This window comes from Pseudomonas hygromyciniae, assembly GCF_016925675.1.
In the GTDB taxonomy this organism is placed as follows: Bacteria; Pseudomonadota; Gammaproteobacteria; order Pseudomonadales; family Pseudomonadaceae; genus Aquipseudomonas; species Aquipseudomonas hygromyciniae.
This window is the reverse complement of record NZ_CP070506.1, coordinates 1237264-1252229: the sequence shown is the minus strand read 5'-3', so window position 1 is coordinate 1252229 and position 14966 is coordinate 1237264. Positions and strand designations below refer to the sequence as shown.

Annotated in this window: 13 protein-coding genes; 1 reads left to right on the top strand and 12 read right to left on the bottom strand. The window is 60.9% G+C overall.

Annotated elements, in window-relative coordinates:
- Nucleotides 1–163: 163 nt before the first annotated feature.
- A complete protein-coding gene (locus JTY93_RS05420; protein ID WP_205476076.1) occupies nucleotides 164–826 on the top strand; it encodes a response regulator in 663 nt (220 codons plus the stop codon).
- Nucleotides 827–872: 46 nt separating this feature from the next.
- Here JTY93_RS05420 and JTY93_RS05415 read toward each other — a convergent pair whose 3' ends face one another.
- The 12 genes from JTY93_RS05415 to ffh all read right to left on the bottom strand — a co-directional run bounded on the left by JTY93_RS05415 (nucleotide 873) and on the right by ffh (nucleotide 14913).
- Complete coding sequence (locus tag JTY93_RS05415) at nucleotides 873–2102, bottom strand: EAL domain-containing response regulator (RefSeq protein WP_205476075.1); 1230 nt, start codon at nucleotides 2100–2102, stop codon at nucleotides 873–875.
- A gap of 87 nt (nucleotides 2103–2189) precedes the next feature.
- Nucleotides 2190–5771, bottom strand: coding sequence for a transporter substrate-binding domain-containing protein (locus tag JTY93_RS05410; RefSeq protein WP_240357270.1), 3582 nt, complete (start codon nucleotides 5769–5771; stop codon nucleotides 2190–2192).
- Between the two features lie 272 nt (nucleotides 5772–6043).
- Nucleotides 6044–7453: a threonine synthase gene (gene thrC, locus JTY93_RS05405; protein WP_205476074.1), complete on the bottom strand. Its 1410-nt coding sequence runs from the start codon at nucleotides 7451–7453 to the stop codon at nucleotides 6044–6046.
- 66 nt (nucleotides 7454–7519) lie between these two features.
- Nucleotides 7520–8824, bottom strand: coding sequence for a homoserine dehydrogenase (locus JTY93_RS05400; RefSeq protein ID WP_029296281.1), 1305 nt, complete (start codon nucleotides 8822–8824; stop codon nucleotides 7520–7522).
- 127 nt (nucleotides 8825–8951) lie between these two features.
- Complete coding sequence (gene dsbC / locus JTY93_RS05395; RefSeq protein ID WP_169997318.1) at nucleotides 8952–9683, bottom strand: bifunctional protein-disulfide isomerase/oxidoreductase DsbC; 732 nt, start codon at nucleotides 9681–9683, stop codon at nucleotides 8952–8954.
- 141 nt (nucleotides 9684–9824) lie between these two features.
- Nucleotides 9825–10721, bottom strand: coding sequence for a site-specific tyrosine recombinase XerD (gene xerD / locus JTY93_RS05390; protein WP_205476073.1), 897 nt, complete (start codon nucleotides 10719–10721; stop codon nucleotides 9825–9827).
- A gap of 124 nt (nucleotides 10722–10845) precedes the next feature.
- Nucleotides 10846–11259 (bottom strand): acyl-CoA thioesterase, encoded by a 414-nt coding sequence (locus JTY93_RS05385; RefSeq protein ID WP_169997314.1) that lies wholly within the window; start codon nucleotides 11257–11259, stop codon nucleotides 10846–10848.
- A gap of 82 nt (nucleotides 11260–11341) precedes the next feature.
- The gene (gene rplS, locus JTY93_RS05380; RefSeq protein WP_003175895.1) at nucleotides 11342–11692 is read right to left on the bottom strand and encodes a 50S ribosomal protein L19; all 351 of its coding nucleotides are present in this window, start codon (nucleotides 11690–11692) and stop codon (nucleotides 11342–11344) included.
- A gap of 45 nt (nucleotides 11693–11737) precedes the next feature.
- The gene (gene trmD / locus JTY93_RS05375; protein WP_205476072.1) at nucleotides 11738–12511 is read right to left on the bottom strand and encodes a tRNA (guanosine(37)-N1)-methyltransferase TrmD; all 774 of its coding nucleotides are present in this window, start codon (nucleotides 12509–12511) and stop codon (nucleotides 11738–11740) included.
- Nucleotides 12493–13029: a ribosome maturation factor RimM gene (rimM, locus tag JTY93_RS05370; protein ID WP_010565276.1), complete on the bottom strand. Its 537-nt coding sequence runs from the start codon at nucleotides 13027–13029 to the stop codon at nucleotides 12493–12495. Before rimM ends, trmD begins: the two co-directional genes overlap by 19 nt.
- Before the next feature lie 5 nt (nucleotides 13030–13034).
- Entirely contained in the window at nucleotides 13035–13286 is a 252-nt protein-coding gene (gene rpsP / locus JTY93_RS05365; protein ID WP_003175899.1) for a 30S ribosomal protein S16, read from the bottom strand.
- Nucleotides 13287–13536: 250 nt separating this feature from the next.
- Complete coding sequence (gene ffh / locus JTY93_RS05360) at nucleotides 13537–14913, bottom strand: signal recognition particle protein (RefSeq protein WP_029296179.1); 1377 nt, start codon at nucleotides 14911–14913, stop codon at nucleotides 13537–13539.
- Nucleotides 14914–14966 lie beyond the last annotated feature (53 nt).

Below are 14966 nucleotides of genomic sequence, written 5' to 3'. Positions count from 1 at the left end.
GGAACGCCGCCCGGACACAAGCTCGCTCCTACAGGTAAATGACCGTCGTCCAAAGCACAAAGTTCGGCTTTGAGCTGAGTCAATCGAGCATGCATGGCAAATATGACAGAGAGAAAACAGCCGCCGACAGGCTAGAATCCCCTGATTATTGCCGGAGCCCACCGTGAGAGACGCGTCTGAACAGCCCTTGCGCATAGTCATCGCCGACGATCATCCGATTTTCCTGATCGGTTTGCGCGCAGTGCTGGAGCGCGATGAGCGGGTACGCATCGTCGGAGAGGCCAACTCGCCCCAGGCCCTCGCGGCCCTGCTGCAACGCTGCCCCTGTGATGTCCTGGTCACCGATTTCATGATGCCCGCCGAACCCCAGGCCGACGGCCTGCGCCTGATCGAGCACCTGCGCCGGCATTACCCCGACCTGCCGCTGGTGGTGGTGACCATGCTCAACAATGCCGGCCTGTTCAACTCGATCCTGGAGCTTGGGGTCATGGGCCTGTTGAGCAAGGCCAGCCTGGCCGACGAACTGCCCGAGGCCATCGAGCAAGTGCGCCAGCAGCGGCCCTATGTGGCGCGCACCATTGAACAGGCGCTGGCCCTGGCGGGCGCTGTGGGGGCTGACCGCCTGCACTCGCAGCACCAACTGTCCCCACGGGAACTGGAAGTGATCCGCCTGCTGGCGAGTGGCAAGACGGTCGGTGAGATTGCCGCGCACCTCAATCGCAGCAAGCAGACCGTCAGCGCACAGAAGGTCAGCGCCATGCGCAAACTCGGGCTGATCAGTGATGCCGCGTTGTTCATCTACGTGCAGGAACACGGGCTGGCCTAGCCATAGGCGGGTTACCTGACACCCTGCATCGCCGGCATGCCAGGGGCTACAAGGCAATCGCCGCAGATTGCGCCAGCCAGTGTTGCAGCACCTGGGCGCTCATCGGATGGGCAATCAGGCAACCCTGTAGCCACGCCGACCCCAGCGCACGCACTGCGTCACGGTCGGCGGGGGTTTCAATCCCGGTCACCACCACGCCAACACCCAGGTGCCGGGCCATGCTCATGGCGCCGGCAACCACCGCGCATTTGCGCTCGTCGCCGGCCATCCCGCTAGCAAACGCCGGGGGAATCTTCAACTCGGTGAAGGGCAACTCCAGCAAACGCTGCAAGCTGGTACCGCCGATGCCGAAATCGCCAATGGACAGCTTGCAACCGATCATCCGCAGGCGCAGCAACCCGGTGACATGGGCGCTGTCTGTCTTCAGGCGCGAGGTTTCCACCAGTTCCAGGGTCAGGGTGCGCGCGGGTACCGCAAAACGTTGCAACAGCCCTTGCAGCGTGAGCGCGAAGTGCTCCTGCTCCAGCAGTCGCCCGGGAATGTTGACCGACACCGGCAGTTCCCGCCCCGTGTCCCGGGTCACCTGGGCGCAAAGCCGCAACACCTGCTCCAGCACGTACCAGGTAAAAGCCTGTTCCAGCCCCGCCAACTCCAGCAGTGGCAGAAACTCACTGGGCATCAACTGACCCTGTTCGGGGTCTTGCCAGCGTGCCAACGCCTCCACCCCTTGCAGATCACCGGCCTGGCTGACGATGGGCTGGTAGCAGACACTGGCGTAACGCTCGATGGCCGCCTCGCCGACCTCGGCGCACAGTTGCTCGGTTGCGAACTCACTCACCCCCAACATCTGGCGCACGCGGTCCCAGGACAAAGCCTGCGGGCTAGGTCGCAAGCGTTGCTGGCACGCCTCGAGCATTTGCCCGATGGCAGTGGCGGAAGCCGGCTTAGGCATGCACCCCAGCACGTTGAGCCCCGCCTGGCGCGCCATGTTGGCCACGCCATCCAGTACATCGGGGTCGGCGTCGCTCAACAGGACCAGCACCTGGGCCTGGCCTTGTTCGGCCATTTCGCGGATCAGCCCCAGTGAGTCGCCCTGCTCCAGGTACAAATCGCAGATGGCGATATCCACCGGGCCCTTGCTCGCCAGCGACTGGCGGGCGACCTCGACGCTGTCGGCCGTGAGTACGTTGAACACGCCGTTGGCGTTGAGCATCTGGTGCAGGGCCATGAGCTGGAACGGATGGTCTTCGAGAATCAGGACTTTGAGTGAGCGCATGGGAAACTCTGGGGCTACGTGCAAGATCGCTCACATTAGCCAAAACCCGCGCAAGCCCCCATAGGACGCGTCCTATTCTTTCACCTATTATTCTTGCGCCTGTAGATAAGGCCGGATTTCTTGCTGCAACACCCCCATGGTCGCGGACAAGGCTTGCCAGTGCTGCGCCAGTTCATCGTCACGGTGCTCCCGGGCACTGGTTTCGAGGGCGACGCAGGCCTTGGCCAATGGCAGCGCATCCACCAGGCAACAGATGCCCTTGAGACGATGCAGGCTGGCCCGCAACTGCGCCAGGTCGTGCTCGGCCATGGCGTTGCCCAACAGGTGGTGCTCGTGCTCCAAATTGTTCGCCAACTCCTGCAACATGCTTTGCAGGATCGGCCCGTCGGCCTGGGTCATCTTGCGCAGGGCCTGCAGGTCGAAGGCAGGCACGGCCGTGACCCGGGCCAGCACCTGGGTCCATTGTTCCAGGGTCACCGGCTTGACCAGCAGCACATCCATGCCCGCCTGGCGGCCGCGTTGCCCTTCGTCTTCCTGGGCATCGGCGGTGCAACCGACCAACGCGCAACGCGGGCGCTGCTCCTGGGTTTCTATCTGGCGAATGGCCTCGGCCAAGGCATAACCGGACATACCCGGCATATGACAATCGGTCACCAGCACGTCGAACGCCTCGCTGCGCCAACGTTGCAATCCCGCCTCGGCACTATTGAGGGCCACCACCTGATGCCCGAGGAATTGCAACTGCTGGGCCAGCACCAGGCGGTTGGCCGGCAGGTCGTCGACAATCAGCACCGACAATGCCCGGCCCGCCGCCAGCACAGGCACGGCGACGGCTGGCGCGGGCACGTCGTCACTGCCAACCCGGTCCAGGCGCAGGTCGATGCACACGGTGGTGCCTTCGCCCAGGACGCTGTGCAGGCTGATTTGCCCACCCATCAAGTCCACCAGTTGCTGGCAGATGCTCAAGCCTAGCCCGGTGCCGCCATGTTCGGCGGCTGTCAGCGGGCTGCCCTGGATAAACGGCTTGAACACCCGGGCCTGCTGTTCAACGCTGATACCGGGGCCGGTGTCCTCGACGCACAAGTGCAGGTATTCGTGACCCTCACCATCGGCCTGGCAGGCCACGCGCAGGCGCACTTCTCCGTGCTCCGTGAACTTCAGCGCGTTGCCCAGCAGGTTATGCATGACCTGGCGCAGGCGCAGCGGGTCGAACCAGTAAAAGCCTTGCGCCTGGGGATCGAAAGCCAAGGTCAGGTGCAAACCCTTTTTTTGTGCGGTGGCTTCAAACAGCCGCTGGATGCCTTCAAAGAAACCTTTCAGGTCGGTGGTCTGTGGTGCCAGTTGCAGATGGCCGGCTTCGATCTTCGCCAGATCCAGGCTATCGCCCATCAAGGCAATCAGCTCCCGTGCCGAACGATGGGCCACCTGCAGCGCCTCGGAGACGGGCACGCCCAAGGCCAGGGCGCGCTCCTGCTCCAGTTCGAGCAGGCCGATAATCGCCGTCATCGGCGTACGGATCTCATGGCTGAGGTTCGACACAAAGGCGCTCTTGGCGTAGTTCGCTGCATCAGCGGCGCGCCGTGCGTCCATCAGCTGGGTTTCCAAGACCTTGCGCTCGTTGATATCCACCCAACCGCCGAGCAAGCCCTGCAACTGACCCTGGGCGTCATAGAACGGCACGGTCCATTGATAAATATGGGCGATGCCGCCGTTGAACTCCAACTGGCGGTCGACAAACAGTGACTGTTGCGTGGCCAGTTGCTCCATATGCCCGGTGTGCAGGCGCATGGCCGTGGCGGCTGGCAGGATTGCGCTCTGCGGCAGGGTCAGGCCGCGAATCTGTTCAAGCCGGGTAGCCATCTGTTGCTCATAGCTTTTGTTACAGGTGACCAGGCGGCCAGCAAGATCGCGCACAAAGACCGGGTTGGGGATACCGTCGAGCAAGGCCCGCTTGAAGGCCAACTGGTCATTGAGCCGCCGCTCGGCCTCGACCCGCTGGCGGATCTGGCGCTTGAGCCGGCTGTTCCAGACCAGCGAAACCAACACAAACAGCAGCGCCGTGGCGACCGTCCAGTAGGCCCACGACGGCACCCGCTGCCAGGCGGGCACCGGGACTGCCACCGCGCCCATCCAGCGCAGGCGCAGAGCGCTCAACTCGGCCACCGGCAAGGCTTCCAGGGCCTTGTTCAAAATACTCAGCAACTCGGGATGGTCCTTGCGCACTGCCAGGCTGTCACTGGACCACTTGCCATCGACACTGCGACCGACCCGCAACTCATCGGTCGGATAACTTTGCACCTCCACTTCACTCTGGATGGTCGCGTCGGCGTCTCCCCGGGCGACCAGGGCGCGGGCCTCGGTGTAGTTGGGCGCCAGGCGCAGGCGGACCTCTGGGTATTCGCGGCGGATATAGGCCTGCAGCACATGCCGCGCGGGCAACGCCAAGACCCTGCCCGAGAGGTGGCTCAGGCTGATCACCGGCGGCGCATCGACCCGTTCGACAAACACCCAGCCGGCGCCGCCAAACCCATGGCTGAAATCGAGAAAGCGCCGGCGCTCGGTATTTTCCACCAGGGTGGTACTCATATCCGCACCGTGGGTTTCCAGGAGCTCCAGAGTTTGCGCGGTAGAAAACACTTCTTTGAGAACAAATTGCATACCGGTCATACGCGACAGGCGATTAAGCAGATCGATATTCAGCCCTACCCAGCGACCGTCCTTGTCCTTGAATACATACGGCGAATATTGCTGGGCCGCTACCACCACCTGGGGATGGCGCAGCATCCAGGCCTGCTCGACGGCGGTCAGGGGGATGCGTTCACCGTCAACGTCCACTCCCAGCCCGGTGGTCCAGCGGGCGAGGATTTCGCGGCGTACCGAGTTATCGATGCTGTGCAGTGCGCGGTCCATCATCCGGCCCAACAAGGGATCGGCCTGGCGCGTGGCGAAGGCAAAGCCAATCGGCGCCAGGCGGCTCTGCTCCTTGATCTGCATCCTCAGGTAAGGTCGCAGGGACTTGTAGGCGCGCACAATCACTTCATTGCCGATAAACGCATCCACATCGCCCTGGGCCAAGGCTTCCAGGCCGCTGTAGAGGTTGGGGGCGAGCATGATGTGGCTTTGCGGGTACGCCGCATGCACGTTCTTGACGTTGGCATAGCCATCAAGCAACACGACTTTCTTGTCCTTGAGGTCGTCTTGCATGGCGTCGTCAGTACGCACCACCACCACGGAACGATCCGGCATATAGTCCGGGGTAAAGGCCAGGCCGGGCACATCCCGCTCGTAGCCGTTGGCACTGGTGAGGATATCAATAGCCCCGCTGCGCAACGCCTCCACCGCCTGGGCCCGCTCGGCAAAGCCCATCACTTGCATGGGCACGCCGAGGCGCGCGCCCACCAGGCTCAAGTAGTCGGCGCTGATGCCCTGGTAGCGATTGTGATCACGGGTGATATCGATGGGTTGGTAATCATCGATGGAGATCCCCACTTTCAAGGTGCGATGCTGTGCCAGCCACTGCCGTTCGGCGGGCGCCAGGGTCATAGGCGTCAGGGTGATAAACGCCGGCACCAGATTGAACGGCAGGCTGACGGCGGCCAGGCTTACGGGCAGGTAGCCGAGCAGGAGCAGGCTCAGTAGGCACTGGCGCCATCGGGTCGTGAACCGCACCGGGGGGCTTCCTTGTTGGCTGTTATTGAGTGTACGGCGCAAGGATCAACTCCCACCTGTGGCGAGGGGGCTTGTCCCCCGTTGGGCTGCGTAGCAGCCCCAAAATATGCCATCCCGGTGTGTCAGATAAAACTCGGTGAGGCTTATTTGGGTTGGGGCTGCTGCGCAGCCCAGCGGGGGACAAGCCCCCTCGCCACAGGTGACCAAGAAAAACGGCGCTTCCCCATTTCTGGGCAAGCGCCGTTTTCATTACGCGAGCAGCGCTCCTGGTCTTAGAGCGGCTTCCCACGATTGCCATGCTGGCTGACAAACGCCTGGATGGCTTTCAGGTCGTTAGGCAGCACCGTGCAACGCTCTTCCCGCTCGAACAGGTCAGCCAGGTGCGGTGGCAGTTCCAAGGCTTTGCCGACACCGGCCTTCTGCACGGCTTCGGGGAATTTAACCGGGTGGGCCGTGCCGAGGATGACCATCGGGATATCCAGGCTACGGCGGCATTCGCGCGCGGCCTTGACGCCAATGGCGGTGTGCGGGTCCAGCAGCTCGCCAGTCTGGGCATAGACTTCGGCGATGGTCTCGCAGGTCTGGGCATCGTCCACCGCCAGGGAATCGAACAGCTTGCGGGTTTCGGTCCAGCGTTCCTGGTCGACGCTGAAACCGCCCCCCTGCTTGAAGCTGTCCATCAGGCCGGCCAGGGCTGCGCCGTTGCGACCGTGCATGTCGAACAGCAAACGCTCGAAGTTCGACGAGACCATGATGTCCATCGACGGCGACAGTGTGGCGTGCAGGGTTTCCTTGACGTACTGGTTGCCACTCATGAAGCGATGCAGGATGTCATTGCGGTTGGTGGCGACGATCAATTGGTTGATCGGCAGGCCCATGTTGCGCGCCAGGTAGCCGGCGAAGATATCGCCGAAGTTGCCGGTCGGCACCGAGAACGACACCGAACGCGCCGGCCCGCCCAGCTGCAGCGAGGCGTGGAAGTAGTAGACGATCTGGGCCATGATCCGCGCCCAGTTGATCGAGTTCACCGCCACCAGACGCGTGCCCTTGAGGAAGCTCTGGTCGGCGAAGCTGGCCTTGACCATTTCCTGGCAGTCATCGAAGTTGCCTTCGACCGCGATGTTATGGATGTTCTCGCCGAAGATGGTGGTCATCTGCCGGCGCTGCACGTCCGAGACCCGGTTGTGCGGATGCAGGATGAAAATGTCGACGTTTTCGCAGTGCTTGCAGCCTTCGATGGCCGCCGAGCCGGTATCACCAGAGGTGGCACCGATGATCACCACACGCTCGCCGCGCTTCTCCAGCACGTAGTCCAGCAGGCGACCGAGCAGTTGCAGGGCGAAATCCTTGAACGCCAGGGTCGGGCCGTGGAACAGCTCCAGCACCCATTCGTTGCCGTTCAGTTGGCGCAACGGGGCAATGGCGCTGTGGGAGAACACGCCGTAGGTTTCTTCGAGGATCTTTTTGAAATCGGCATCGGGAATGCTGCCGGTGACGAATGGGCGCATGACCCGGAATGCCAGTTCGTGATACGGCAGGCCAGCCCAGGAGGCGATTTCTTCCTGGGTGAAGCGTGGCAGGTTTTCCGGTACGTACAGGCCACCGTCAGTGGCGAGACCTGCGAGCAGGACGTCTTCGAAATTCAGGGCCGGTGCCTGGCCGCGGGTGCTGATGTAACGCATGACTGGCTCCTCTACAACATTCTTGAGCAGAGGCCGCCGAACCTGCGGGGCCTCTGCGACCTATCGTTAGTTAAGGTGTTCGACGCGGATCCGTACCACCGGCCCGACCACGCCTTGCAAGGCTTCCAGGGCGGCGATGGCATCGTTCATGTGCTGTTCCAGCACACGGTGCGTCAGCAGGATCATGGGCACCAGGCCGTCGTGTTCTTCGACTTCCTTCTGCATGATCGACTCAATGTTGATACCGCGCTCCGAGAGGATGCTGGCCACCTGGGCCAACACGCCCGGATGATCCTTGGCCTGGATACGCAGGTAGTAGGAACTTTCGCAGGCTTCGATCGGCAGGATCGGGTGCGCCGACAGCGAGTCCGGTTGGAACGCCAGGTGCGGCACGCGGTTTTCCGGGTCGCTGGTCATGGCGCGGACCACGTCCACCAGGTCGGCAATCACCGAGGAAGCAGTCGGCTCCATGCCGGCGCCGGCGCCGTAGAACAGGGTCGAACCGGCGGCGTCACCGTTGACCATCACCGCGTTCATCACGCCATTGACGTTGGCGATCAGGCGATCGGCCGGGATCAGGGTCGGGTGTACGCGCAATTCGATACCGGCCGCGGTGCTGCGCGCTACGCCCAAGTGCTTGATGCGGTAGCCCAGGGCTTCGGCGTAGTTCACGTCGGCGGTGGTCAGCTTGGTGATGCCTTCGGTGTAGGCCTTGTCGAACTGCAGCGGAATGCCAAAGGCGATGGACGCCAGGATGGTCAGCTTGTGCGCTGCGTCGATGCCCTCGACGTCAAATGTCGGGTCGGCTTCGGCGTAACCCAGGGCCTGGGCTTCGGCCAGCACGTCTTCGAAGGTACGGCCCTTCTCGCGCATTTCGGTCAGGATGAAGTTACCGGTGCCGTTGATGATGCCGGCTACCCAGTTGATGCGGTTGGCCGACAGGCCTTCACGGATCGCCTTGATCACCGGGATACCGCCGGCCACCGCCGCTTCGAACGCGACGATCACGCCCTTCTCGCGGGCCTTGGCGAAGATTTCATTGCCGTGTACGGCAATCAGCGCCTTGTTGGCAGTGACCACATGCTTGCCGTTTTCGATGGCCTTGAGCACCAGCTCACGGGCGACGGTGTAGCCGCCCACCAGCTCGATGACGATATCGATTTCAGGGTTGGTGGCCACGTCGAAGACATCGTTGGTAATCGCAATACCGGTCGTTTGGTACTGAGGCTTTGGCGTACGCATGGCAATTTGTGCCACTTCAATCCCACGCCCTGCACGGCGGGAAATTTCCTCAGCGTTACGCTGAAGTACGTTCAAGGTGCCGCCACCGACGGTCCCTAACCCACAGATGCCTACTTTGACCGGTTTCACTGAAGAACTCCCCATGAAACGGCCGACTCAAGGTCGGCCGTGAAAAACAGCCGCACAACTGCGGCTCGCTATTAATGACCCGTCGACTGCTCGGCGGGTCTGACCGTCAAAGGCTCGACGATACTGTTTATTTGGCACCCAGCGCCAGTTTGGCGATTTGTGGTGCAGGCTGGTAGCCCGGAATGACCTGACCGTCCGCCAAAACGATGGCCGGCGTACCGTTCACGCCGATCGACTGGCCCAGGTTGAACTGCTTGGACACCGGGTTGGCACAGGCAGCAGCCTTGATGTCCTTGCCGTCGACCATCTTGTCCATGGCGGCTTTCTTGTCAGCCGAACACCAGACCGCTTGCAACTGCTTGTCGCCCGGCGAACCCAGGCCCTGGCGCGGGAACGCGACGTAGCGCACTTCGACGCCCATCTTGTTCAGCTCAGGCACTTCGGCGTGCAGTTTGTGGCAGTACGGGCAGGTGGTGTCGGTGAACACGGTGATGTGGGTCTTGGTCTCGCCAATGGCCGGGTACACCACGGTTTCGGCAACCGGAATGGCGTTGATCAACTTGGACACGCCCAGGCGCTCGGCCTTCTCGGTGAGGTTGACCGGCTTGCCGTCTTTCAACTGGAACAGGTACCCCTGGACGATGTACTGGCCGTCAGCGCTGGCGTACAGCACGCGGCTGCCCTTGAGCTTGACTTCATACAGGCCGGCCATGGGGCTGGCGCTGATGCTTTCTACCGGGGTTTCGAGTTGGAGGCTTTCCAGACTCTTACGGATTGTCTTCTCGGCGGCGTCATCGGCGACGGCAAAGGTTGAGACCAACGCAATGGCTGCGGCGGCAAAAATCTGGGTCAAGCGCATGGGAACTCCTGAAGGCAGATGCAGGGACGATGGCCAGGACGCCGATCTGGAAACACGGCTCGGGGCCGTCCCCGTTGCAAACCGGCAAAGCCTACCACAATTGGGCGCCAGGGCAGACGCCAGCGGCCAAATTGGGGCCTGTCAGCCCCTTGGGTGATGTTTGGCGTGCAGGTCCTGCAACCTTGCGCGCGCCACATGGGTGTAAATCTGCGTGGTCGACAGATCGCTATGGCCCAGCAACATCTGCACCACCCGCAAATCCGCGCCATGGTTGAGCAGATGAGTGGCAAACGCATGGCGCAGGGTGTGGGGGGACAGCGACTTGCCGATCCCGGCTACCTTGGCCTGGTGCTTGATGCGATGCCAGAAGGTCTGGCGGGTCATCTGCTCGCCGCGCAGGCTGGGGAACAGCACGTCACTGGGGCGCCCGCCCAGCAGCTCGCTGCGGGCATCGCGCATGTAGCGCTCGACCCACACAATCGCCTCTTCGCCCATGGGCACCAGGCGCTCCTTGCTGCCCTTGCCCATCACCCGTAACACGCCCTGGCGCAGGTTGACCTGCTCCAGGGTCAGGCTGATCAGCTCGGTGACACGCAGGCCGCAGGCATACAACACCTCCAGCATGGCGCGGTCACGCTGGCCGATAGCCTCGCTCAGGTCGGGCGCGGCCAGCAGGGCGTCAACGTCGGCTTCCGACAGGGATTTGGGCAATGGCCTGCCGAGTTGCGGCATATCGACTTGCAGGGTCGGGTCGACAGCAATTAGCTTTTCCCGCAGCAAATAGCGATAGAACCCACGCACTCCCGAGAGGAATCGTGCGGTGGAGCGCGGCTTGTAGTTTTGTTCAAGGCGCCAGGCCAGGTGATCGAGGATCAACTCGCGCCCGGCATGGCTCAACTCGAGGTTTCTCTCCAATAGCCAGCCATTGAACAGTGCCAGGTCGCTGCGGTAGGACTGGCGAGTGTTGTCCGACAGGCCTTTTTCCAGCCAAAGCGCGTCGAGGAAGCGGTCGATCAGGGGGTGGTCAATGGCGGGCATGGGGGCTCAGGCTGATTACGTCAGTGTCTGGTAGATCCTATCGCAGGCAAGCCAGCTCCCACAGGGAAATGCATGCCTAATGTGGGAGCTGGCTTGCCTGCGATAGCCGCGACTCGGTCTCAAGTCAGTCTACAAACCCTGGCAGCACCGGCACCGGTCGCTTGTCAGCATCGATCGCAACAAAGCTGAACACGCCCTGGATCGCCTTTTCGCGACCATCGGCACTCATGCTCTCGACAAACACCTCCACCTCAACCTTGAGGCTGGTGTTGCCGACCTTGATCACGCGACCGATCAACTCAACGATGGAACCGGCCGCAATCGCGTGGTTGAAGTCGATACGGTCGGTAGACACCGTCACCAACGGCAAGCGGCAGAAACGTGTGGCGGTGATGAACGACACTTCGTCCATCCACGCCAACGCGGTGCCGCCGAACAAGGTGTTGTGGTGGTTGGTGGTCGGTGGGAACACGGCCTTGGTCACGTGGGTAACGGACAGGTCGGTGCGGCGCTGGATTTCTTCAAGGCGGGTGGTCATGACTGGATACCGGCAGATAGACAAATTTCAGGCACAAAAAAGCAGCCCGTAGGCTGCTTTTTTCTGCATCGGGAAGCTGGACTTAAGCCAGTTTTTCCTTGATGCGAGCTGCTTTACCGGACAGGTCACGCAGGTAGTACAGCTTGGCTTTACGTACGTCACCGCGACGTTTAACGGCCATGCTGTCGATTTGCGGGCTGTAGGTCTGGAAAGTACGCTCTACGCCAACACCGTTGGAGATTTTACGAACAGTGAAAGCACTGTTCACACCACGGTTACGCTTGGCGATTACTACGCCTTCGAACGCTTGCAGACGCGAACGGTCGCCTTCCTTCACTTTCACCTGAACGACAATGGTGTCGCCCGGGGCAAAGGTAGGGATCTCTTTGGTCATCTGCTCTGCTTCGAGTGCAAGGATGATTTTGTTAGTCATGCTGTGCTCCTAAGGTAAATCGTCGGATCTACCATCGATACGTTGTTAACTATCGTCCCGCGCGAGGATGTATTCCTCGAGCAGCTTCTTCTCTTCTCCAGAAAGCGAGCGGCTTTCCAGAAGATCGGCGCGTCGTTCATAGGTCCGACCAAGGGACTGCTGTAAACGCCAACGCCGGATGTGTGCGTGATTGCCACTTAGCAATACGTCGGGAACACGCTGATCCGCATACACCTCCGGTCGGGTGTAGTGCGGGCAATCCAGCAAACCATCCGTGAAGGAATCTTCCTCCGCGGAGTCCGCATGCCCTAAAGCTCCAGGCAGCAGTCGTGTAACCGCATCTATCAGGACCATCGCCGGCAGCTCACCGCCAGACAGGACATAGTCCCCAATCGACCACTCTTCATCGACATGAGCGTCAATAAAACGCTCGTCAATGCCTTCATAGCGACCGGCAATCAGGATCAGTGCTTCCTCATTCGCCAGTTCGCGTACCGCAGCCTGTTTCAGCTGGCGGCCTTGAGGGGACAGGTAAATTACCTTCGCCTTCTCCCCTGCTGCTGCCTTGGCCTGAACCAGGGCGTCTTCCAGGGGCTTGATCTTCATCACCATGCCCGGGCCACCGCCAAATGGGCGATCGTCCACAGTGTGATGTCGATCCGTCGTGTAGTCTCGCGGGTTCCAACAAGTGAGCTGCAAGAGCCCTTGTTTCACCGCCCGACTGGTGATGCCGTACTCGCTGATGGCGGAAAACATCTCGGGAAACAAACTGATCACTTCAATGCGCAAATTAGCCACGCTTAGAAGTCCGCATCCCATTCCACCTTCATCTCGCCCGCTGCCAGGTCGACGGCCAACACACATTGCTCGGTATAGGGCAACAGGCGTTCGCGATCATCCAGGCTGCCAGCGCAAGGCTTGACCACCATTACATCATTGGCGCCGGTTTCCAGAAGATGATCGATTTTCCCAAGCAATTGCCCGAGTTGATCAATAACCTTCAGACCTTCCAGCTGGTACCAGTAGTACTCGCCGTCGGTCAATTCAGGGAACAGGTTGCGCGGCACGCAGATCTCATAACCGGCCAGAAGACGTGCTTCTTCACGATCATCGAGACCCTTGAGCTTTGCGACCAGGAACTTGTCGTTCCCGCGTCCACTGACCAGCTCGACCTGTTTCACACTACCTTCGCGCTTGAGCGTCCAGGTCTTGTACTGCAACAGGTTTTCAGTCGGATCAGTAAAGGAATACACCTTCACTTCGCCGCGAACGCCATGAACAGAGTAAATCTTGCCGATAACGATCAAATCATCAGCAACAGCTGGCGTCGCGTTCATATTGCTCAGGCTGCGGCCTTAGCCGAGTCCTTCAACAACTTGGCAACACGCTCGGAAGGCTGTGCACCAACGCTCAGCCAGTAGGCTACGCGCTCTTGGTTCACGGACAGACGAACTTCTTGACCACGAGCAACAGGGTTGAAGAAACCAACCTGTTCCTTGTGCGAACCGTCACGCGGGTTGCGGCTGTCGGTTACGGTCAAGTGGTAAAACGGGCGCTTTTTGGAGCCGCCAAGGGCAAGACGGATTGTTAGCATGTGAACATCGTTCCTGTAGTCGGTGCTGCAAATCTAAATGCACAGCGGGCATGGGTGCCCGAAAGGCCGCATATTCTAAGGAATATCCGGACTTTTGCAAATGTCTTTTTCCGGCGCCTGACCGCGTGCCATTCAGATCTGCTATAGAGCCGTCGGTTAAAACGGCGAGTCAGCTCCCGCCAACGGCGGGTTTGCTGGAGATCCCACGTCCATGTGGGTCTGCACAAGAGCGAACTCTTGCGCGAATTCTTTACATCTTCGGCATGCCACGACCGGGCATCATACCGCCCATACCGCGCATCATTTTGGCCATGCCGCCTTTGGCCGAGAATTTCTTCATCATCTTTTGCATCTGCTTGTGCTGCTTGATCAAGCGACCAATGTCCTGCACCTGGGTGCCGGAACCCATGGCGATCCGACGCTTGCGCGAACCGCTGATCAGCTCAGGGTCGCGGCGCTCGGCCGGGGTCATGGAGTTGATGATGGCTTCCATCTGCTTGAACTGCTTCTCTGCCGCGCCCTGGGCATTGCCCATTTGCGCCAGGTTCACACCGCCGATGTTCGGCAGTTTGTCCATCAGACCGCCGAGGCCGCCCATGTTCTTCATCTGTTGCAACTGATCACGGAAGTCTTCGAGGTCGAAGCCCTTGCCCTTCTTCAGCTTCTTGGCCAGTTTGTCGGCCTTGTCTTTGTCGAGGGTCTGTTCGGCCTGCTCGATCAGGCTGAGCACGTCGCCCATGCCGAGGATACGCGAGGCGATACGCTCAGGGTGGAACGGCTCGAGCGCTTCGGTCTTCTCGCCCATGCCGATGAACTTGATCGGCTTGCCGGTGATTGCGCGCACCGACAGTGCGGCACCGCCACGGGCGTCACCGTCGACCTTGGTCAGGATCACGCCGGTCAGCGGCAGTGCATCACCAAAGGCCTTGGCGGTGTTGGCCGCATCCTGGCCGGTCATGGCGTCGACCACAAACAGCGTTTCTACCGGATTGATCGCGGCATGCAGCGCCTTGATCTCGCCCATCATCTCTTCATCGATGTGCAGGCGACCGGCGGTATCGACGATCACCACGTCGATGAACTTGAGCTTGGCTTCTTTAATGGCAGCGTTGGCGATGTCGACCGGCTTCTGGCTCAGGTCGGACGGGAAGAATGTCACGCCGATTTCACCGGCGAGCATTTCCAGCTGCTTGATCGCGGCCGGACGGTATACGTCGGCCGAGACCACCATCACGGACTTTTTCTTGCGCTCTTTGAGGAAGCGCGCCAGCTTGGCAGCGGTGGTGGTCTTACCCGCACCCTGCAAACCGGCCATCAGCACAACGGCCGGCGGCACGGCGCTGAGGTTCAGGTCTTCGTTGGCCGCGCCCATCAGGCTTTCGAGCTCGGCCTGGACGACCTTCACAAAGGCCTGGCCCGGCGTCAGGCTGCGGGACACTTCAGTGCCGACCGCGCGCTCTTTGACCGAGTTGACGAAATCCTTGACCACAGGCAAGGCAACGTCGGCTTCCAGCAACGCCATGCGCACTTCGCGCAGGGTATCTTTAATATTGTCCTCGGTCAGCTTGGCCTTGCCGGTGACATGGCGCAGCGTCTGCGAGAGACGGTCAGTCAGATTTTCAAACATGCGCGATCCTTTCAGGCCCTATTCATCGAAATGCATTGGTAGACCGAGGTAAT